Origin of the sequence: Streptomyces sp. NPDC001663, assembly GCF_042893105.1 — a bacterium.
Classification (GTDB): Bacteria; Actinomycetota; Actinomycetes; order Streptomycetales; family Streptomycetaceae; genus Streptomyces.
Map to the genome: position 1 here is coordinate 815276 of NZ_JBIAUR010000001.1, position 20437 is coordinate 835712.

Annotated in this window: 18 protein-coding genes; 12 read left to right on the forward strand and 6 right to left on the reverse strand. The window is 71.6% G+C overall.

The genetic code is table 11. The features are described 5' to 3' along the window. Positions 1-5 precede the first annotated feature (5 nt). The 3 genes from ACFY1L_RS03810 to fdhD are packed head-to-tail and all read left to right on the forward strand — an operon-like array spanning position 6 to position 3542. On the forward strand, positions 6-1829 hold the full coding sequence (locus ACFY1L_RS03810; protein ID WP_388817634.1) for an NAD(P)H-dependent oxidoreductase subunit E: 1824 nt from the start codon (positions 6-8) through the stop codon (positions 1827-1829). Then, on the forward strand, positions 1826-2686 hold the full coding sequence (locus ACFY1L_RS03815; RefSeq protein WP_388817637.1) for a 2Fe-2S iron-sulfur cluster-binding protein: 861 nt from the start codon (positions 1826-1828) through the stop codon (positions 2684-2686). The genes ACFY1L_RS03810 and ACFY1L_RS03815 overlap by 4 nt, the downstream gene beginning before the upstream one ends. Before the next feature lie 7 nt (positions 2687-2693). Then, the gene (gene fdhD / locus ACFY1L_RS03820) at positions 2694-3542 is read left to right on the forward strand and encodes a formate dehydrogenase accessory sulfurtransferase FdhD (RefSeq protein ID WP_388817640.1); all 849 of its coding nucleotides are present in this window, start codon (positions 2694-2696) and stop codon (positions 3540-3542) included. A 70-nt stretch (positions 3543-3612) separates the two neighbouring features. On the opposite strand, the gene ACFY1L_RS03825 is transcribed toward fdhD, so the two are convergent. After that, the gene (locus ACFY1L_RS03825) at positions 3613-4428 is read right to left on the reverse strand and encodes a LysR family transcriptional regulator (protein WP_388817643.1); all 816 of its coding nucleotides are present in this window, start codon (positions 4426-4428) and stop codon (positions 3613-3615) included. A 127-nt stretch (positions 4429-4555) separates the two neighbouring features. Here ACFY1L_RS03825 and ACFY1L_RS03830 point away from each other — a divergent pair, with 127 nt between their 5' ends. Continuing rightward, positions 4556-5278 (forward strand): SDR family oxidoreductase, encoded by a 723-nt coding sequence (locus ACFY1L_RS03830; RefSeq protein ID WP_388817646.1) that lies wholly within the window; start codon positions 4556-4558, stop codon positions 5276-5278. A gap of 26 nt (positions 5279-5304) precedes the next feature. Here ACFY1L_RS03830 and ACFY1L_RS03835 read toward each other — a convergent pair whose 3' ends face one another. Both ACFY1L_RS03835 and ACFY1L_RS03840 read right to left on the reverse strand, forming a co-directional pair. Then, positions 5305-5829, reverse strand: coding sequence for an isochorismatase family protein (locus ACFY1L_RS03835; RefSeq protein ID WP_388817649.1), 525 nt, complete (start codon positions 5827-5829; stop codon positions 5305-5307). Positions 5830-5861: 32 nt separating this feature from the next. Then, positions 5862-6299, reverse strand: coding sequence for a MarR family winged helix-turn-helix transcriptional regulator (locus ACFY1L_RS03840; RefSeq protein ID WP_388817651.1), 438 nt, complete (start codon positions 6297-6299; stop codon positions 5862-5864). A gap of 103 nt (positions 6300-6402) precedes the next feature. On the opposite strand from ACFY1L_RS03840, the gene ACFY1L_RS03845 reads away from it, so the two are divergent. The 5 genes from ACFY1L_RS03845 (at position 6403) to ACFY1L_RS03865 (ending at position 11700) form a co-directional block, all read left to right on the forward strand. Continuing rightward, complete coding sequence (locus tag ACFY1L_RS03845) at positions 6403-7323, forward strand: zinc-binding alcohol dehydrogenase family protein (protein WP_388817654.1); 921 nt, start codon at positions 6403-6405, stop codon at positions 7321-7323. A 152-nt stretch (positions 7324-7475) separates the two neighbouring features. Further along, positions 7476-7748, forward strand: coding sequence for a hypothetical protein (locus ACFY1L_RS03850; RefSeq protein WP_388817657.1), 273 nt, complete (start codon positions 7476-7478; stop codon positions 7746-7748). Next, on the forward strand, positions 7745-8509 hold the full coding sequence (locus ACFY1L_RS03855) for a collagen-like protein (protein WP_388817659.1): 765 nt from the start codon (positions 7745-7747) through the stop codon (positions 8507-8509). The genes ACFY1L_RS03850 and ACFY1L_RS03855 overlap by 4 nt, the downstream gene beginning before the upstream one ends. A 106-nt stretch (positions 8510-8615) precedes the next feature. Then, positions 8616-10481, forward strand: a complete 1866-nt coding sequence (locus ACFY1L_RS03860) for an exo-alpha-sialidase (protein WP_388817662.1) — start codon at positions 8616-8618, stop codon at positions 10479-10481. 10 nt (positions 10482-10491) lie between these two features. Beyond that, positions 10492-11700: a DUF4185 domain-containing protein gene (locus ACFY1L_RS03865; protein ID WP_388817665.1), complete on the forward strand. Its 1209-nt coding sequence runs from the start codon at positions 10492-10494 to the stop codon at positions 11698-11700. Here the strand turns inward: ACFY1L_RS03865 and ACFY1L_RS03870 are convergent. Beyond that, positions 11636-12667 (reverse strand): bile acid:sodium symporter family protein, encoded by a 1032-nt coding sequence (locus ACFY1L_RS03870; protein WP_388818927.1) that lies wholly within the window; start codon positions 12665-12667, stop codon positions 11636-11638. The two genes, ACFY1L_RS03865 and ACFY1L_RS03870, sit on opposite strands and share 65 nt — an antisense overlap. Positions 12668-12849: 182 nt before the next feature. Between ACFY1L_RS03870 and ACFY1L_RS03875 the strand changes: the two genes are divergently transcribed. Then, positions 12850-13722, forward strand: a complete 873-nt coding sequence (locus tag ACFY1L_RS03875; RefSeq protein WP_388817668.1) for a LysR substrate-binding domain-containing protein — start codon at positions 12850-12852, stop codon at positions 13720-13722. On the opposite strand, the gene ACFY1L_RS03880 is transcribed toward ACFY1L_RS03875, so the two are convergent. Further along, positions 13719-14699 carry an Lrp/AsnC family transcriptional regulator gene (locus ACFY1L_RS03880; RefSeq protein WP_388817671.1) on the reverse strand — a complete coding sequence of 327 codons (981 nt, stop codon included), beginning with the start codon at positions 14697-14699 and terminating at the stop codon, positions 13719-13721. The two genes, ACFY1L_RS03875 and ACFY1L_RS03880, sit on opposite strands and share 4 nt — an antisense overlap. A 120-nt stretch (positions 14700-14819) precedes the next feature. Here ACFY1L_RS03880 and ACFY1L_RS03885 point away from each other — a divergent pair, with 120 nt between their 5' ends. Further along, positions 14820-16328 carry an MFS transporter gene (locus ACFY1L_RS03885; RefSeq protein ID WP_388817674.1) on the forward strand — a complete coding sequence of 503 codons (1509 nt, stop codon included), beginning with the start codon at positions 14820-14822 and terminating at the stop codon, positions 16326-16328. A gap of 243 nt (positions 16329-16571) precedes the next feature. Further along, entirely contained in the window at positions 16572-18398 is a 1827-nt protein-coding gene (locus tag ACFY1L_RS03890) for an AMP-dependent synthetase/ligase (protein WP_388817677.1), read from the forward strand. 7 nt (positions 18399-18405) lie between these two features. On the opposite strand, the gene ACFY1L_RS03895 is transcribed toward ACFY1L_RS03890, so the two are convergent. After that, complete coding sequence (locus ACFY1L_RS03895) at positions 18406-20436, reverse strand: PQQ-dependent sugar dehydrogenase (protein WP_388817680.1); 2031 nt, start codon at positions 20434-20436, stop codon at positions 18406-18408. Position 20437: the final 1 nt, after the last annotated feature.

The window sequence follows — 20437 nt, forward strand, 5'->3', positions numbered from 1 at the left end:
CGTAAGTGGACCTGCACTTCGGCGACAGCAAGCCGACGGACGACGAACGGGCTGCCGTGGACGCCCTGTTGGGCCCTCCGGAGTCGTCCTGGGAGGGCGCGGACCGTTCCGACGCCGACCTGAGGTGGGCGCACGGCGGCCGCGCGGCCCGGGACCGCCGCGACCTGCTGCTGCCGGGGCTGCACGCGATCAACGACCGGATCGGCTGGATCAGCGAGGGCGCCCTCGACTACCTGTGCCGGCGGCTGACCGTGCCACCGGCGGAGGCGTACGGCGTCGCGACCTTCTACGCCATGTTCTCGGTCAGGCCGCGCCCCGCCACCGTGCTCCACGTCTGCACGGACCTCGCGTGCGCGGCGGCCGGGGCGTCCGAGCTGTGCGCCGGGGTCGAGTCGCGGCTGGGGCTCGGGAGTGGCGTGCACGTGGAGCGCAGCCCCTGCCTCGGCCTGTGCGAGCGGGCTCCGGCGGCGCTCGCGATCAAGGCGGGCGACCCGGTGCGTACGGCGGTGTCGGCGCCGGCGACCGTCCACGAGGCAGTCCTCGCCGCCGACGCCCCGGACTCGGCGGCGCAGGAGCCGCCGGCCGCGACGGCCGTACCGCAGGCGGGGCAGGACGGCCTCGTCCTGCTGAAGCGCGTCGGGGTCGTGGACCCGTCTTCGCTGGACGACTACCGAGCGAACGGCGGCTACACCGCCCTGCGCCGGGCCTTCGAGCTCGGTCCCGCCGGAGTCATCCGCGAGGTCACCGACTCCGGCCTGGTCGGGCGCGGCGGCGCCGCCTTCCCCACCGGCCGCAAATGGCAGGCCACGGCGTCCCAGCCCGACCACCCCCACTACCTGGTCTGCAACGCCGACGAGTCCGAACCGGGCACCTTCAAGGACCGCGTGATCATGGAGGGCGACCCGTACGCGCTGGTCGAGGCGATGACCATCGCGGCGTACGCGACCGGTGCGCACAAGGGGTACGTGTACCTGCGCGGCGAGTACCCACGGGCGCTGAGGCGTGTCCAGCACGCCATCGACCAGGCACGCGCGCGTGGCTTCCTCGGCGAGAACGTCCTCGGCCACGGCTACGCCTTCGACCTCGAGATCCGGCGCGGTGCGGGCGCCTACATCTGCGGCGAGGAGACGGCCCTGTTCAACTCCATCGAGGGCTATCGGGGCGAACCGCGCTCGAAGCCGCCGTTCCCGGTGGAGAAGGGGCTGTTCGGCAAGCCGACGGTCGAGAACAACGTCGAGACACTGATCAACGTGCTGCCGATCCTGACCATGGGTGCCCCGGCGTACGCGGCGATCGGGACGGATCGGTCCACCGGCCCGAAGCTGTTCTGCGTGTCCGGGAGCGTGGAGCGGCCCGGCATCTACGAGCTGCCGTTCGGTGCCACGCTCGGCGACCTGCTGGCGAAGGCAGGCGTACGCGACCGTCTGCGGGCGGTGCTGCTCGGCGGCGCGGCGGGCGGCTTCGTACAGCCGGACGAACTGGACATCCCGCTCACCTTCGAAGGCACGCGGGAGGCGGGCACGACGCTCGGCTCGGGGGTCGTCATGGCCTTCGACGACACCGTGCCGCTCCCCCGGCTGCTGCTGCGGATCGCCGAGTTCTTCCGGGACGAGTCGTGCGGGCAGTGCGTGCCGTGCCGGGTCGGGACGGTGCGGCAGGAGGAGGCGCTGCACCGGATCGTGGAGTGCACGGGTGCGGCGGCCGCCGACGACATCGCCCTGCTCAGGGAGGTCGGCCGCGCGATGCGGGACGCCTCGATCTGCGGTCTGGGGCAGACCGCGTGGAACGCCGTGGAATCCGCCATCGACCGTCTGGGGGCGTACGAATGACCGTGACACCGCTGGGGATCCCGCGCCGGCTGCTGGAGTTCACGATCGACGGGAAGGCCGTCCGGGCGCCCGAGGGATCGACGATCCTCGACGCCTGCCGGGCCGCCGGGAAGGACGTGCCGACGCTGTGCGAGGGCGACACCCTGCGGCCGAAGAACGCCTGCCGGGTGTGCGTGGTCGAGGTCGAGGGCTCCCGGACCCTCGTGCCGGCCTGCTCCCGCAAGGCCGAGCCCGGCATGGAGGTGCGGACCGACACCGAGCGGGCCCGGCACAGCCGCAAGATCGTCCTCGAACTGCTCGCCTCCTCGGTCGACTTGTCGACGACTCCACAAGTCGCTGAATGGATCAAGGAGTACGAGGCGAAGCCGGACCGCTTCGGCCCGGACGCGGCCCGCCTCAACGAGGAACCCAAGGTCGACAACGATCTGTATGTGCGCGACTACGACAAGTGCATCCTCTGCTACAAGTGCGTGGACGCGTGCGGTGACCAGTGGCAGAACACCTTCGCGATCTCGGTCTCCGGCCGCGGATTCGACGCACGGATCGCGGTCGAGCACGACGCCCCGCTGACCGACTCGGCGTGCGTGTACTGCGGCAACTGCATCGAGGTGTGCCCGACCGGGGCGCTGTCGTTCAAGTCGGAGTTCGACATGCGGGCGGCGGGTACGTGGGACGAGACCGAGCAGACCGAGACGACCACCGTGTGCGCCTACTGCGGAGTGGGCTGCAACCTCACTCTCCACGTGCAGGACAATGAGATCGTGAAGGTCACCTCCCCGCACGACAACCCGGTGACCCACGGCAACCTCTGCATCAAGGGCCGCTTCGGCTACCAGCACGTACAGAACCGGGACTGAGGCACACATGGGACGAGTCACGGAACGACGCAAGGTGATCCGCATCCGGGACGGGGCGGTCTCCACCCGCCCGGACACCCTCGTCGCCGAGGAACCGCTGGAGATCCGGCTGAACGGCAAGCCGCTCGCGATCACCATGCGCACCCCGGGCGACGACTTCGCGCTGGCCGCGGGCTTCCTGGTCAGCGAGGGCGTGCTCGCCGAGCAGTCCGACCTGCAGAACATCGTGTACTGCGCGGGCGCCACGGTCGACGGCTCCAACACGTACAACGTGGTGGACGTGAGGACCGCGCCGGGCGTGACCATCCCCGACATCACCCTCGAGCGGAACGTCTACACCACCTCGTCCTGCGGACTGTGCGGCAAGGCGAGCCTGGACGCGGTGCGTACGACGGCCCGCTGGCCGATAGCCGACACTCCCCCGGTCCGTGTCGAACCCGAACTCCTCGCGAGCCTCCCCGACCGGCTCCGCGCGGCCCAGCGGGTCTTCGACCGGACCGGGGGTCTGCACGCGGCGGCCCTGTTCACCGAAGACGGCGAGCTCCTCGACATACGGGAGGACGTGGGCCGCCACAACGCCGTGGACAAGCTGGTCGGCCGCGCCCTGCAGAACGGCGACCTGCCGCTGTCCCGCACCATCCTCCTGGTCTCGGGCCGGGCGTCCTTCGAGCTGGCCCAGAAGGCCGTGATGGCCGGCATCCCGGTCCTGGCGGCCGTCTCGGCCCCCTCCTCCCTGGCGGTGGACCTGGCCGCGGAGACCGGCCTGACCCTCGTGGGCTTCCTGCGGGGCGCCTCCATGAACGTGTACGCGGGCGAAGACCGCATCGCTCTACGGACCGCGGCCGCCCAGAGCTGACCGGCTCCCCGCGACACGGCGGCGGGGCCCCGACCGGCGGGGAGCGCCCCCTGCGCCGCGGGGCCCCGCTTCAGACCTGGGACCGCACCGTCTCGACGAAGGCGGCGATCAGGGGCGACCGGCGGTCCGCCTCCCAGGCCAGGTACACCTGGTCGGGTTCGGCGTCCGGTACGGGCACATAGGTGATGTCCGGGCGGGAGTACTGCTCGGCGATGGACGTCGGCACCAGCGTGATCCCCGTGCCCGCCGCCACCCGCTCGAACTTCTCCTCGACCGTGCGGATCGGCACGTCGTCGGGCCCCGGGTCCGAGTAGCGCAGCCAGGTCTCGCCGGACAGGTCCGACAGGGCCAGCTCCTGCTTGCCGGCGAGCCGGTGGTCCGCCGGGAGCATCGCCACCCGCGTCTCCGTGAACAGCGGCAACAGTTCGAGTCCGCGCTCGTCGATCGGCCTGCGGACGTAGGCGAGGTCGACGGTCCCGTCGAGGATCAGCCGCTCCTGGTCGTCCCACTCGACGCGGCTGGCCTTCACATCGACGTCGGGGTGGGCTGCGCCGAAGGCGCGCAGTGCGGGAGTGACGACGACGCCCGCCCGGAAGCCGACGACGAACCGGCGCGGACCGCGCGCAGCCCGGTGCACCCGGCGACGGGTCGCGTCGGCGGCGGCGAGCAACTGCTGTGCGTCGTCCAGGAGTTGGCGTCCGGCCGCGGTCAACGTCACCCCGTGGCTGTCCCGTACGAACAGCTCGGCGCCCAAGTCCTTCTCCAGCGCGCGGATCTGACGGCTCAGTACCGGCTGCGCGATGTGCAGCCGCTCGGCCGCGCGCCCGAAGTGCAGCAGCTCGGCCACCGCCACGAAGTAGCGCACTTTCCGCAGGTCGAGGTCCACGGCCGCCCCTTCCGTCGGCGATGCCTTCAGGGTATCGCCACCGCCGAAAGAGGTCTTGGACGGCGGATCGGGGGCGACCGCAGGCTGGATGGCGCCGGACAACCACAAGACGAATCAGGAGAACGGCATGAGCCTGCAAGGACAGCGCATCGTCGTCATCGGCGGCACCGCGGGCATCGGGCTGGCGGTCGCGGAGGCCGCCGCCGAGGAGGGCGCCGAGGTCGTGATCGCCTCGCGTCGGCAGGAAAGCGTGGACGCCGCGCTGAAGCGGCTGCCGGACGGCCGCGCCGAGGGGCACGTCCTGGACGCGACCGACGAGGAGGCCGTACGCGGCTTCTTCGGACGGATCGGCGGCTTCGACCACCTCGTCTACACGGCCGGCGAGTCCATCCTGATGGAGAGCCTCGCCGAGTCGGACCTGGGCCGGGCCCGGAGCTTCCTGGACACACGGCTGTGGGGCGCGTACACGGCCGTCAAACACGGTGCCGCCTCGATCCGCCCCGGCGGCTCCGTCGTCCTGACAACGGGCACCGCGGCCCGCCGCCCCATGCCGGGCACGACCGTCGCGGCGAGCCTGTGCGGGGCGATGGAGTCGCTCACCCGCGCACTGGCCCTGGAGCTCGCCCCGGTCCGCGTCAACGTGGTCTCGCCGGGCGTGGTCCGCACCGAGCTGTGGCGGGACCTGACCGAGACGGAGCGCGAGGGCCTGTACGCGTCCGCCGCCGGATCGCTCCCGGTCGGGCGGGTGGGCGAGCCGTCGGATGTCGCCGAGGCGTACCTGTACCTGATGCGCGGCGGCTACAGCACCGGCTCGGTCGTCACCGTGGACGGCGGCGGAACGCTGGTCTGAGGCTCTGCGGAACGCCGGGCCGGGGCTCAGGCCGCGAACCGTACCTCCGCCGCCGTCACCACCGTCCCCAGCCGCGGGAAGTCCAGCCGTACCGACGCCTCGTGCTCGGCGGCCGTGAACGCGGACATCGCGTCCTCGACGAAGACCAGGTCGTAGCCGAGGTCGCCGGCGGCGCGGGCGGTGGACTCGACGCCGAGGTTGGTGGCGATACCGCCGAACACGAGGGTGCGGACGCCGCGTTCGCGCAGCTGCTCGTCCAGGCCCGTGCCCTGGAAGCCGCCGATCGTCCGCTTCACGATCTCGATGTCGCCCTCCCGGGCCAGGCCCGCCACCAGGCCGCTGCCGGGCGGCTGTTCGGCGACGCCGGTGCGTTCGACCCGGATGAGGACGACGGTCGCACCGGCCGAGCGGAAGGCGGTGGTCAACTCCTCGGCGGCGGACAGGACTTCAGTCCCTTTGCGGGGCTCCAGAGGCAGCGCGACGATCCGGTCCATCAGATCGACGAGGACGAGGGCGCTGCGCGCGGGATCGAGGGCGAGGGGTGCGGTCATGACGGAACGTTATCCGTCAGCAGCCCTCCGTATCAGCCTTCCGTGCCGGAAATCCGGATCAACAGGCCCATGAACCGGTCGCGTTCGGCCGCCGAGAGCGGAGCGAGCAGCTCCTCGTTCGCCGCGCGCGCCGCCTTCTCGCAGCGTTTCAGCAGCCGCGCGCCCCCCTCGGTGAGCGACACCGCGTTCTTGCGCCGGTCCTTCGGGTCCGGTTCGCGCACGACATGACCCGCGGCCTGCAGGTCATTGAGGACGCCGACCAGGTCCTTGGGGTCGAGCTGCACACTGCGGCCCAGGTCGGCCTGGGCGACGGGGGCGAGATCGCGTACGGCGGAGAGGACCACGTGGTGCCACATCTTCAGCCCCTCCGCGGCCAACGCCTCGGCCACCAGCGCCCGGCCGCGGGCGGCGGCCCGGCCGAGCAGCCAGCTGGGGAGGGAGCGGATCGCGGCGAGCGGGGCTTCGGGCATGCGTGCAGCCTACCGACAGATCGTTGGACTTCCCAATGAATGACGAATACCGTTGGGGCTCCCAATGAATTCGTTGGGAGCCCCAACGATGCCTGGAGGTGCGATGCGCCGTATCCGGTACGAACGCCCCGGCGGCCCCCTGCTCCTGGAGGAGACCCCGGCCCCGGAACCCGGCCCCGGTGAACTCCTCGTCCACTGCGAGGCCGTCGGCGTCACTCTCCCCGTCGTCCGCAAGGTCACCGAGGCCGCCGAACCCGTCCCGCTCGGCGGCGAGCTCGCCGGGGAGGTGGTGACAGTCGGCGAGGGCGTCACCCGCTACCGCGCGGGCGACCGCGTGACCGGCCTTTGCTTCGGGCACGGTTACGCCGACTTCGCCCTCCTGCACGAGGCCATGACCTCTCCCGTCCCGGACACCGCGACCGCCGTCGACGCGGTCGCCCTCGTCCGCAGCGGGCTGGTCGCGCTCGGCGCCCTGGAGGCGGCGCGCCCCGGGCCCGGCGAGGCGGCACTTGTCACGGCCGCCGCGAGCGGGGTCGGCCATCTGGCCGTGCAGTTGGCGAGGGTGCAGGGCGGCGCCGCCCGGGTGGTGGGCGCCGTATCCGATCCGGGAAAGGCCGATTTCGTACGCTCCCTCGGCGCCGACCATGTGATCGCGTACGACGACGAGAGCTGGGGCGACCCCGCCGACTACGTACTCGACGCGGTGGGCGGCGAACTGCTCACCCCGGCGGTCGCCGCGCTCGCGCCCGGCGGGCGGCTGGTGGCGTACAGCTCGGGCGGCGGGACGATCCAGGCGTACGACCTGCTCGTGGGCGCCAAGTCCGTGGTCGGGTTCCAGATGGCGCGGATCGCCCGCGGGGAGCCGGAGTTGTACGAGCGGTGGCGGCGGGAGCTGTGGCGGTTGTTCGCGGAGGGGGTGCTGAAGCCCGCCGTGCACGGGGAGTTCGGACTGGAGGACGCGGCGAAGGCGCACGCGGTGATCGAGTCACGGAGGAATCGGGGCAAAGTGGTCCTGCGCCCTTGAAATCTGCATCTATGCGTCAGCCCTGACGCTCCGTCACCACCCGTCCGGCGTAGTCCTCCGTGGCGGCACACCCCACCGGCAGGTGGCTCGTTACTTTTGCTGAGTTCAACGGGTCGCGTGTGCGATCCGTCGTCCAAGTAGGAGGCAGTCACTTGGATGCCGGCACCACGCTGCTCGGTTCGTTACTGGCGGCCTCGGGCGTGCTGGGCGCAGCCGCCGTGGCATATCTGGGCAAACGCGGGGAGAACGCGTTGAGCGGCTACTCCAGCCTGACCGAGAAGCTCCAGTCCGAGCGCGACCGCCTGGAACGCCAGGTTGCCGAGCGGGACACGCGGATCACCGAGTTGTCCACCCTGCACGCGGCCGACCAGTCGGAGATCGCGCGACTCAGGCTCGACATCCACCGCCTCGGAGGTGCGCCGTGAGGTCCCGTTTCGAGCGGTTGCTGGCCCCGCGCTGGCGCAGCGTCTTCCTCGTCTGCGTGCTGATCGCGCTCTCCGGTGTCGCGGTGATCCTCTGGGCGCGCATCAACGCCGGCGACCGCCGCGCCGACCAGATGCAGGAGGAGGCCGACCGGCGCGGCCAGGCCGTGTCCACGCTGGCGCAGGACGTGCGTGCGCTGCGCGCCCAGGTCCGGGCGGGCGGCGGCACCCCGGCGGCACCCGACCCGTCCGAGGCGGTCGACGACCTGCTGGACCGGATCCGGGTGCCCGTTGCCCAGTCGGGTGCGCGCGGCGCGAAGGGCGAGCCCGGGGCCGCCGGTGCGAGCGGAGCACCGGGCGCCACCGGCGCCAATGGCGCGAGCGGGGCGCGTGGCGAGCCCGGACCGTCCGGACCGCCGGGGCCCGAGGGACCGGAGGGCTCCCCCGGCCCGTCCGGACCGCCGGGCGAACCCGGGCCCGCGGGAGCCGACGGAACCAACGGCACCGAGGGGCGCTCGGGCCTCAACGGCACCCAGGGTGCCCAGGGCGCACAGGGCCCGAAGGGCGACAAGGGGGATCCGGGCCCCAAGGGAGACCCCGGCCCCGCCTGCCCCGACGGCTACACGCTCCAGGTCCCGGCCGACGACCCGGACGCCCTGGTCTGCCGCAAGGCGGGCGCGGCGCCCGCGCCGGCGCCAAGTCCCGGACCGGCAGCGATACTTCCCGTCCTACCGGCCCTGCGCCGCCGGGAACCCGGCGAGTAGGCGCACGGTTCTTGTGAGGCCCCGGAGACCGCAACTAGCCTCTGTGACACGGACGTTGGACGTGGGATGTCCAGATGTCCAGACCTCTGAAGGGCAGGTTCGCACCATGCCGTCACGTCTTCGCGCACGTCTGAGATCAACGCTCACCGCCGTGTTCACCACGGCCGCACTGCTCGCGCTGCCGAGTCCCGCGCACGCCCAATCACCCGCGCCCACCGGCGGGTTCGAGCAGCAGGTCCTGTTCAAGGCCTCCCGGGATCCCGGCTACGCCTGCTTCCGCATCCCGGCGATCGTGCGGACCACGGACGGCACGCTGCTGGCGTTCGCCGAAGGCCGGGTCCTCAACTGCGGGGACGCCGCCGACATAGACATCGTCCTCAAGCGGTCCACGGACGGCGGCCGCACCTGGGGCCCGCTCCAGGTCGTCAACGAGGGCGGCGGCGACACGCACGGCAACCCGGCGCCGATCGTGGACCGCGAGACGGGCCGCATCCTGCTGGCCGAGACATACAACACGGGCCGTGCGGACGGCTCCAGTTGCTCGGTTCCGTGCGATCGCACCCCGCATCTGCAGTACAGCGACGACGACGGGGTGACGTGGTCCGCGCCGCGCGACCTGAGTGGGGAGATCCTTCCGGCCGACTGGAACTCCTGGTACGCCACCGGTCCCGTGCACGGCATCCAGCTGACCCGCGGCAGGCATGCCGGGCGGCTGGTCTTCGGCGTCAACACCGAGACCTGGGACGGGAGTCGGGTCACCGCCAACCACGCCGCGCTGATCGTGAGCGACGACGCCGGCGACCACTGGCGGATCGGTGCCACGGACTCCTGGCCGATCGCGGACGACGGCACCTTCCGGCAGAAGCCGTCCGAGCTCACGCTCACCGAGCGCACCGACGGCTCGGTCCTGGTCAGCGGCCGTGAGCAGGACGGTACGGACCTCGGTCATCGCACCCAGGCGGTCAGTCGCGACGGCGGCAGCAGCTTCGTCGGCCCGTTCCGCGACCTGCCCGACCTCTACACGCCCCAGGTGCAGGGCTCGATGCTGCGGCTGGGCGACCGCATCCTGCTGGCCTGCCCCGGCGACCCCGACCGTCGCAGGACCATGATGGTCCGCTCCTCCTACGACGGCGGGCGCACCTGGGACAGCGTGGACCGCGGCACGGTGGTCACCACGGACTGGTCGGGCTACTCCGACATGGCGCGGATCGACCACGACACCGTGGGGCTGCTGTACGAGGGTGGTGCCGTCGACGCGCGCGACGAGATCCGCTTCGCCCGCTTCACCGAGGACTGGCTGCGGCCGCGCCGCGGCCCGGACCCGACCACCGTCGACCGGGCGCCGTACGCCAGGCCCGCGGCCGTGCTGGGCGGGGCGCAGGAGACGGAGGGCGTGGACGGCGGGGCGCTGGAGTTCGACGGCGCCGACGATGCCGTACGGCTGCCGTATCGGGATGGACTGCCGCTCGGGACGAAGGACTACACGGCGTCGCTGTGGTTCCGGTACTCGGCCACGACCGGCGAGCAGCCGCTGTTGTGGATGGGCGGGATCGGCACCGGTCAGCCGCAGGTGTGGCTGCGCGGCGAGCCCGCGAGCAACCGCATCCAGGGGCTGATCACGGTGCGGAACGGTGCGACGGCCCCGCAGTCGGCGGCCGTGCGCACGAGCGGCGCGTACAACGACGGGCAGTGGCACCACCTCGCCCTGCGCCGCGGCGGCGGACGGCTGACGCTGTTCATCGACGGTACGCAGCTGAGCACGGCCGACGTGCCGGGTTCGGTGAGCCGTAACTCCCCCTTCGGTGTGCACGTCGGGCAGCGCATGGACAGCCGGGCGTTCTTCACCGGGGCGATCGACGACGTGCATGTGTGGGACCGCGCGCTGAGCGACGAGGAGATCACCGCGGGTGGCGCATCGGCGAGGGACACCGTCCTGTGGCTGCCCATGGACCATGTGAGCGGCAGCCACTAACGTCCCGTGGGTGCCCGCCGACACACGAGCACGACAGCGGACGGGAACCGGCCTCGGCCTGCTGCTGACGCTGGTTCTCGGTGCCGTGCTGCTCACCGCCCTCCCGGACGACGACGGACGGGAGGGCGGCGGCTGTGCGCCACGCACGGTTGCCGCGTGGACGAAGGACGACCGTCTCACCGGCGAGTTCGCCCGCTACGGCGACGACGCGACCCGCACCGACGACTGGACCGGCGGCGACGGCACCCACTCGGTGCGGCTGCCGGACGGCCGGGTGCTGTGGCTGTTCTCGGACACCTATCTCGGCCAGGTGCACGGCCCGCCCAACCCGGTCGGCGAGTCGGTCGCGTGGCGGGACACGACGGCCCCGCTGGTGCGGAACTCGGCCGTGGTGATGCGCGGCGGCCGCCTGGAGAGCACCCTCCCCGCCCCGCTCTTCGCCGACCCGGCCCCGAACCAGTGGCGCTGGCCGGTCGCGGCCCGGGTCGAGCCCCGCTCCCCCGGTTCGTCCGAGAAGGTCGTACGGGTGCTGCTGTGGGTGCGGACGGCCGGGCAGTCGCCGTGGATCTACGGAGTGCCGACCGCCACCGAGGTGGCCACGCTCTCCCTGCCCGATCTGAAGGTCGAGTCGGTGGTGAAGGTGCTCGACCAGAGCCTGGTGCCCGATCCGTCGCAGCGGGTGCTGTTCGGTACGACGCTGGTCGAGAAGGACGGCTGGACGTATGTGTACGGCGGTGACGACGGGCAGGCCGCGTCCCGGCCGGCCTCGTCGGCGTATGTCGCGCGCGTGCCGGAGGGCCGGCTCGGGGAGCCGGCCGCCTGGCAGTACTGGAACGGGTCGCGGTGGGGCGCCGCACCGAAACCGGTGCGCGGGGCGAAGGTGGGCAGCGCGTTCTCGGTGGCGCGGGTGGACGGGACGTATGTGCTGTTCACGATGGCCGCGGGGGCGGAGGGACTGACCACCGTGACCTCCTACTGGGCCTGCTCCCCCACCGGGCCGTGGCACGGGCCGACGCGCCACTTCAGCCCTTCGCTGCCGAGCGCGGGCGTCGCCGCTTACAACCCGCAGGTGCATCCCGAGCTGAGCGGCGACGGGCGGCTGGTGCTGAGCTACGACGTCAACTGGCTGGAGACGACCGGGGCTTCGGCGAGCATCAACGCGGACGTGACGCTGTACCGACCGCGGTTCGTGACGGTGCGGCTGGCGCGGACGCGGTGACCTCGGCGGCTTCCCCGACTTCCGGGCGCGGGTCGTGCGAGCGGCGCTTGGCGATCACCGCGCACACCATCAGCTGCATCTGGTGGAAGAGCATCAGCGGCAGCACGGCCAGCGAGGCGTGCGCGCCGAACAGGACGCTCGCCATGGGCAGTCCGGAGGCGAGGGACTTCTTCGAGCCCGCGAACTGGATGGCGATGCGGTCCTCGCGGTTGAAGCGCAGCGCCTTGCCGCCGTACCAGGTCAGGACGAGCATCACCGCGAGCAGCACGGCCTCCACGACCAGCAGGCCGCCCAGCCGCAGCGGGCTCACCTGGTGCCAGATGCCCTGGACCATGCCCTCGCTGAACGCGGTGTAGACGACGAGCAGGATCGAGCCGCGGTCGACCAGGCCGAGGACCTTCTTGTGCCGGGCGACGAAGCCGCCGATCCAGCGGCGCAGCACCTGCCCGGCCAGGAACGGCACCAGCAGCTGCAGCACGATCTGGACGAGCGAGTCGGCCGAGAACCCGCCGGCGCTGCTGCCCAGCACGGCCGCGGCGAGCAGCGGTGTGATGACGATGCCGACGAGGGAGGAGAAGGAGCCCGCGCAGATCGCCGCCGGGACGTTTCCCCGGGCGATCGACGTGAAGGCTATCGACGACTGGATGGTCGACGGGACGAGCGTGAGGAAGAGCAGCCCCTGGTAGAGCGGGTGCGTGAGGAAGACCGGGACGAGGCCGCGGGCGGCCAGGCCCAGCAGCGGGAAGATCACGAACGTACAGGCCAGGACCGTGACATGGAGCCGCCAGTGCTTGAGCCCGTCCAGCGCCTCACGGGTGGAGAGCCGGGCGCCGTACAGGAAGAAGAGGAAGGCGATCGCGGCCGTGGAGGCACCCGAGGCCACATCGGCCGCCGCCCCGCGCGCCGGGAAGAGCGCCGCGAGGCCGACCGTCCCGAGCAGCAGCAGGATGTACGGGTCGATCGGCATCCAACTCGGCCATTGCAGGCGTTTCACGGTGCTCCACTTGCTTGTTGCGGTCGTCGGCGGTCTGGGATCGGTCCGGGCCCGGAGGACCCCCGTCCATCGTCCTCTTCCGGCGCTCGATCGGGAATCCGTCATACCGCTCTGACTGCCATCGCGATACGCGATAACCGGCTACCGTTGTCCGTATGTACGACCCCTCTCACCTGCGTACCTTCCTGGCGGTCGCCCAGACGCTGAGTTTCACGCAGGCCGCGCGGCGGCTCGGGCTGCGGCAGTCGACGGTCAGCCAGCACGTGCGGCGGCTGGAGGACGCGACCGGGCGGCAGCTGTTCTCCCGGGACACCCACTCCGTGGAGCTGACGGAGGACGGCGAGGCGATGCTCGGCTTCGCGCGCCGGATCCTGGAGGTGCACGAGCAGGCGACGGCGTTCTTCACGGGTACCCGGCTGCGCGGCCGGCTGCGCTTCGGCGCCTCGGAGGACTTCGTGCTGACCCGGCTGCCGGAGATCCTGGAGGGCTTCCGCTACGACCATCCCGAGGTCGACCTGGAGCTGACGGTCGAGCTGTCCGGCACGCTCCACGAGCAGCTCGCGGCCGGGAAACTGGACCTGGTGCTGGCCAAACGGCGCCCCGAGGACCCGCGCGGCGAGCTGGTCTGGCACGACGAGCTGGTGTGGATCGGTGCGGAGCGGCTGCGCGTGGACCCCGACCGCCCGGTCCCGCTGATCGTCTTCCCGCCGCCCGGCATCACCCGGGCCCTGGCCTTCGAGTCCCTGGAACGGCAGGGCCGGTCCTGGCGCATCGCCTGCACCAGCGGCAGCCTCAGCGCCCTGATCGCGGCGGCCCGCGCGGGCCTCGGCGTGATGGCCCACTCCCGCGGCCTCGTCCCGCCCGGCCTGGTCCGCGTCCCCGACCGCTTCGGCCTCCCCGAACTCGGCCGCGTCGACTTCGTCCTGATCCACGGCCGCCGCCCCACCTCGTCCCAGAGCGCGGCGGACGCCCTGGCGGCGACGATCCTGGCGGGCGGGGACCGGCTGCAGCGCGGGCGGAGTGCCTAGCGAGGCCGTGGCCGGTACGTCAGCTGTTTGACGCTGCGCAGGAACGGCGTCGCCTCCACGTGCTGGACGCCGTCCAGGTGGCCGAGGGGGCCGCTGATGTACGCGTACAGGTCGGAGGTGTTCCTGACGACGGCCGTCGCGGTGAGGTTGGTGGGGCCCGCGGTCGCGGAGACGTGGGCGATCGGGGCGTGGGCGGCGAGGGCCTCGCCGACCGAGTGGAGGGCCGCGGGGGCGACGGTGAGCCAGAGGGCCGCGAACAGGGGATGGCCGACGATCTCGGCGTTGTACTCGCAGTCGAGGTAGATCGCGCCGGAGGCGATCAGGGTGGCCAGGCGTCGTTTGACGGCGGATTCCGAGCGGCCGGTGGCGCGCTGGAGTTCGGGGTAGGTGGCACGGCCGTCGCGTTCGAGGACGGCGAGCAGCGGCTCGTCCTCCGGGTCGATGCGGGCGGGGCCGGGGTCGGGCAGGGGGTCGGGGAGGAGGGCGTCGATCTGGTCCGGGGCGAGCGCCGAGAACTTCTGCAGCCAGCCCTGCGGGCCGCCGTAGAAGCGGTGCAGCTTCTGGTAGGCGCGGATCTCCAGCAGGCGCGGGGTGCGCGGGAGTTTGCCCAGCAGCAGGTCGTCGCGGTCGCCGGCGTTGCGCGGCCGGGTGCCGAGCACGATCTCGGTGCCGCCGGAGGCGAGCCCGATCCAGCTGGTGTCGGGCCGTTTGGCGAGCGCCTCCGCGATGGTCTGGGCGCTGTCGGGCACGCAGCGCAGCCGCAGCGTCCAGTGGTCCAGGTCGAGCGCGTCGCTGTCCAGGACCGCGACGACGCGCAGGCCGCCCTCGGCGCACAGCCGCCGGTAGCGGCGGGCGACGGTCTGGTCGGAGACGCCGAGCACGGCGCCGATCCGGCTGAAGGAGGCCCTGCCGTTGACCTCCAGCGCGCTCAGCAGTTGCAGGTCGAGCTTGTCGAAGACATCGGATTCCATCTCCATTCCGGCCACTCCCGTCGGATTCCGTCGCCAGGTGCCTGACTTCCGTTGCGATCTGCCGCTCACCGTCCATCGTACGGAGAGATACGCATCCGACGTACACGAAGCACAGGAGTTGAGGACATGCGCACATGGGGGCCGCTCACGGCCGTGTGCCTGAGCACGTTCATGTTGTTGCTGGACGTGACCATCGCGGTGGTCGCACTGCCGGACATGGCCGGATCGCTGCACGCGTCGCTGAGCGATCTGCAGTGGGTGATGGACACTTACGCGCTGGCGCTGGCCGCGCTACTGCTGGGCACGGGCGCCGCGGCCGACATAGTGGGGCGGCGGCGGGTGCACGTCGTGGGTGTCGTGGTGTTCGCGACGGCCTCGCTGCTGTGCGGGCTGGCGAGCGGGCCGGGGATGCTGATCGCCTCGCGCTGCCTGCAGGGTCTCGGTGGGGCGGCGATGCTCGCGACCACACTGCCGCTGCTGGGCTCCGTCTACCAGGGCAAACGGCGTTCCGTGGCGCTCGGCGTGTGGGGCGCGGTCAGCGGCGCGGCGGCCGCGGTGGGGCCGGTGCTCGGCGGTGTGCTGACGGACGGGCCGGGCTGGCGGTGGATCTTCTACGTCAACCTGCCGGTCAGCGTGGTCGCGGTGTGGCTGACGCTGAAGGTCGTGCCGGAGTCGCACGGCTCGCGCGACCGGCGCATCGACTGGGCGGGCACGGTGACGTTCGCGGCCTTCGCCGGCGGGCTGACGTACGGGGCGGTGCGGGCCGGGGAGCGCGGCTGGGGCGAGACGGGCACCCTCGTCGCGTTCGCGGCGGCCGCCGCGGCGCTGGTCTGCTTCGTCGCCGTGGAGCAGCGCGGCACCGATCCGCTGCTGGATCCGCGGCTGTTCCTCAACCCCCGCTTCTCCGTCGTGATGCTGGGCGCGCTCGCCTTCAGCGCGGGGGCGTTCGGCCTCATGGCGTACGACTCCATATGGATGCAGTCGATGCTCGGGCTGAGCCCGGTGCGCGGCGGGCTGGTCTTCCTGTGGATGTCGCTGTCGGCATTCGTGGTGGCGGCGGTCGGCGGTCGGCTGCTGCACGGGGTGCCGGCGCGGATCACCGTCGGCGGCGGTCTGCTGCTGGTCGGCTCGGGGCAGTTCTGCATGACGGTGCTGGACACGGGGTCGACGGCGTCCGTGCTGGCGCCGGGGCTGGTGCTGGTCGGTGTCGGCACGGGGCTGGTCGCACCCGGCATCGCCGGTGCGGCGCTGGCCGCCGTACCGCCGGAGCGGGCCGGGATGGCGGGCGGCGCGGTCAACACCTTCCGGCAGCTCGGCCTTGCGCTCGGCATCGCCGTATACGGCACCGTGCTGACCTCGCGGATGCAGGACACGCTGCCGCACGACGCGGCCCACGCCCTGGCGGGCGGTGCGGCCGGGGCGCTGCGTGGCGCCTTCTCCGACCATGCTCTGCGGGCCGCGTTCGCCTCGGGGCTCAACACGGCGGCGGTGGTCGCGGGCCTGACCGCGACGGCCGCGGGAGCTCTGGTGGTCGCCCTGGTCAGGCCGGTGCGCGCGAGCCGGGCGGGAGTAACGGAATCCTCTGCTCCGGCGCTGACAGAGGAGGCGACGGCACCTCGCGGACGAGGCCGCTGACGTGGGTCGGGGGCCGGATCCAGGTCGTACAGATTCGGTGGAGATTACGGGACCGAAACTTACTCAACCGTCAGTTTTCTGTCCGACCCTTCCGGATGTGAGCGTATTTTCCGGCCGTGACCAGCGCGTACCTGAGCACTGCTCGGATTCGGCCCCCCTCCCGCCCTGTCCCCGGGTGGGGTAGCTTTCACGCCCTGTGCGGAGTAGCACTCAAATCGGGCGCTGAGGAGCGGGGAGCGGGGTTTGCGCGAGTTCACCAACCCTCCGTTGACGTTGTCGCCGCCGGTGGGCGGTCTGGCCGACGTGGTCTTCGAGCGTGCCCACGACGACCCGCTGCACATCGCCCTCGGCCGCAAGGACGAGTTCGGACAGTGGCGTGATGTGACCTCGGCCGAGTTCCGGGACGAGGTGCTGGCCCTCGCCAAGGGGCTGCTCGCCCGGGGCATCCGGTTCGGCGACCGGGTCGCGATCATGTCCCGCACCCGCTACGAGTGGACGCTGTTCGACTTCGCGCTGTGGACGATCGGCGCCCAGGTGGTGCCGATCTATCCCACCTCCTCGGCCGAGCAGTGTTTCTGGGCGCTGTACGACGCCGAGTGTTCGGCGGCGATCGTCGAGCACGAGGACCACGCGATGACGATCGCCACCGTCATCGACCGGCTGCCGCACCTGCACCAGCTGTGGCAGCTCGACTCCAACGCCGTGCAGGAGCTGTACGACGCGGGCGCCCACCTCGACGACGAGGTGGTGCACCGCCACCGGCAGGCGGTCACGCCCGACTCGACGGCGACGATCATCTACACCTCGGGCACCACGGGCCGCCCCAAGGGCTGTGTCATCTCGCACGGCAGCTTCATGTACGAGGCGGACACGATGATCGACGGCTGGGAGTCGGTGTTCCACTCCAAGAAGGGCGACGAGGCGTCGACGCTGCTGTTCCTGCCGCTCGCGCACGTCTTCGGGCGGATGGTGGAGGTCGCCGCGATCCGCGGCGGGGTCCGCTTCGGCCACCAGCCACAGCTGAACGCGGCCGCCCTGCTGCCCGATCTGCAGGCGTTCAAGCCGACGTTCATCCTCGCGGTGCCGTACATCTTCGAGAAGGTCTTCAACGCCTCCCGCCGCAAGGCCGAGAAGGACGGCAAGGCGGGGCCGTTCGAGAAGGCCGTCGAGATCGCCGTGAAGTACGCGGACGCCGTCGAGGCGAAGGCCTGGGGCATCGGCCCCGGCCCCTCCGCCGGACTGCGCGTGCAGCACCAGCTGTTCGACAAGCTCGTCTACTCCAAGGTGCGGGCCGCGATGGGCGGCCGCATCCGCAACGCCATGTCGGGCGGCTCGGCGATGGACCGCCGGCTCGGCCTGTTCTTCGCGGGCGCGGGCGTGCAGATCTACGAGGGCTACGGCCTCACCGAGTCGACGGCGGCCGCGACCGCCAACCCGCCCGAGCGCACCCGTTACGGCACCGTCGGCCAGGCCATCCCGGGCGTCACCGTGCACATCGCGGACGACGGCGAGATCTGGCTGCACGGCCCCAACATCTTCGAGGGCTACCTCAACAACCAGAAGGCCACCGACGAGACCCTGCACGACGGCTGGCTCGCCACCGGCGACCTGGGCTCCCTGGACGAGGACGGCTATCTCACCATCACCGGCCGCAAGAAGGAGATCCTGGTGACCTCCGGCGGCAAGAGTGTCTCCCCCGGCGTGCTGGAGGAGCGCGTCCGCGACCATCCGCTGGTCAACCAGTGCATCGTCGTCGGCAACGACCGCCCCTACATCGCCGCCCTGGTCACCCTCGACCAGGAGGCCGTCGAGCACTGGCTGACCATGCGCGGCAAGCCGCAGATGTCCCCGGCCGAGCTGGTGCGCGACGCCGACCTGGAGACGGAGGTACGGCGCGCGGTGGTCGCCGCCAACACCCTCGTCTCACAGGCCGAGTCGATTCGCACCTTCCGCATACTGGCCCAGCCGTTCACCGAGGAACACGGCCTGCTGACCCCGTCGTTGAAGCTGAAGCGCAAGGCGATCGAGAACGCCTACGCCAACGAGGTCGAGGCACTGTACCGGGCCTGACGGTCCATCAACTGATGTTGATGCGGAAGAGCTTGTCCGATCCGTCCGGCTGGTTCCCGTTGTTGTCGCAGTTGGTGGTGGACAGCCACAGCTGGTCGGCGCCGGGCACCTTGGTCACGGTCCTCAAGCGGCCGTACGTCCCGACGTAGTACGCAGTCGGCGTTCCGACGCTCTCGTTGTCACCGTTGATCGGGATCCGCCACAGCCGCTCGCCGCGCAGGGACGCCATGTAGACGACGTTGCGGACGATGGCGATACCGCTGGGCGAGGCCTCCGAGACGTTCCAGGTGGCCTTCGGGTTGGTCATCCCGGCGGTGCTGCAGTTGCCCTCGCAGATGGGCCAGCCGTAGTTGGCGCCCGGCTTGATGAGGTTGAGTTCGTCCTTGGAGCTGTTGCCGAACTCCGCTTCCCACAGGCGGCCGTTGCGGTCGAAGGCGAGGCCCTGCGGGTTGCGGTGGCCGAGGCTGTAGACGTAGTTGCCGAACGGGTTGCCGGGGGCCGGTTTCCCGTCCGTCGTCATGCGCAGGATCTTGCCGTTGAGGGAGTTCTTGTCCTGCGCGAGGGCGGGCGTCTGGGCCTCGCCGGTGGAGACGTAGAGGTAGCCGTCGGGGCCGAAGGCGAGGCGGCCGCCGTTGTGGTAGCGGTTCTTCTTGATGCCCTGGAGGAGGACCTTGTAGTCGCTGAGCGTCGTTCCGTCGTATGTCATACGGACCACGCGGTTGCCCTCGGACGCGGTGTGCATGAAGTAGACGTAGTGGTTGGTCTCCCACTTGGGGTCGACGGCGACGCCCAGGAGACCGCCCTCGCCGTTGGTGGTCACCGCGTTGGGCACGGTGCCGACCTGCGTCCTCGCCCCCGCCTTGGTGACCTTCCAGACGCGGAAGTCGTCCCGCTCGGTGACCAGCGCGGTCTGGCCGTCGGGCATCCAGTACGTGCCCCAGGGGATCGTCCAGCCCGTGGAGAGCGTGGAGATGGAGGACGGGACACCGCCGTCGGTGGCGCAGGCCTTGGTGGTGAAGGTGACCGTGTTGCTCTCCGGGGAGACATTGCCGGCCGCGTCACGGGCGACGACGTTCAGGGAGTAGGGGCTGTTGCAGGCGAGCCCGGTGAGCGTGGTCGACGTTCCGCTCGTGACGGACTTGTAGACGGTGGTGTCACTGCGCACGTCGTACGCGACGACCGCCCGGTCGTCCGTCGAGGCGCCCCAGGTCAACTCGGCGCTGTTCGCGGTCACGTTGGCGGCCGAGAGGGTGCCCGGCTTCGTCGGCGGGGAGGTGTCGGAGCTGGGCTTGGTGGTGCAGTCGACGACCGGGCTGGCCGAGGAGGTGTTTCCGGCCGCGTCGCGGGCGATGACGGTGAGGTTGTAAGTGGTGTTGGGCGCAAGGCCGGTGAGTGCCTTGCTCGTCGAACTGCCGGGCGCCTCACCGATCTTGTTGCCGTGCTCGTAGAGGTCGTACGCCGTCACGCTCACGTTGTCGGTGGAGGCGCCCCAGGCCAGGGTGAGGCCGTCCTCGCCGATGTCGGAGCAGCTGGGCTGTCCGGGGCGGGTGGGGGCCTGGGTGTCGGCCGCCGTGCCGACGCTGATGCGGTCGAGGTTGGGGCCGCCGTTGGCGGTGGTGGCGGTGGCGCGGATCTTGTTGGTGCCCGCGGCCAGCGGGACGTTGACGCTCTTGGTGGCCCAGGTGTTCCAGTCGGCGGTGGCCGGGAAGGAGACGCCGGAGGCGACCACCGTGCCGCCGACGGAGATGTCCATCGGGCGGTCGGTGGCGGTGCCGTTGGCGTACCGCAGGGTGACCGAGGCGGTGCCCGCGGAGGCCGCGCTGACCGTGAACTCCACATAGGAGCCCTTGACGTTGGTGTAGTCGACGAAGCCGGTGCCCGTGTAGCCGGTGTGGTTGGTGGCCACGGTGCCCTGTGCGACGGTCGCGTCCTCGGCCTGGTAGTCGGTGGCGGCGAGCGCGGTGCCCTGGCTCAGGCCGGCGAGGGGCAGCGCGAGGGCCACGGTGAGGCCGTACGGCAGAACTCTCTTGAGATTCATG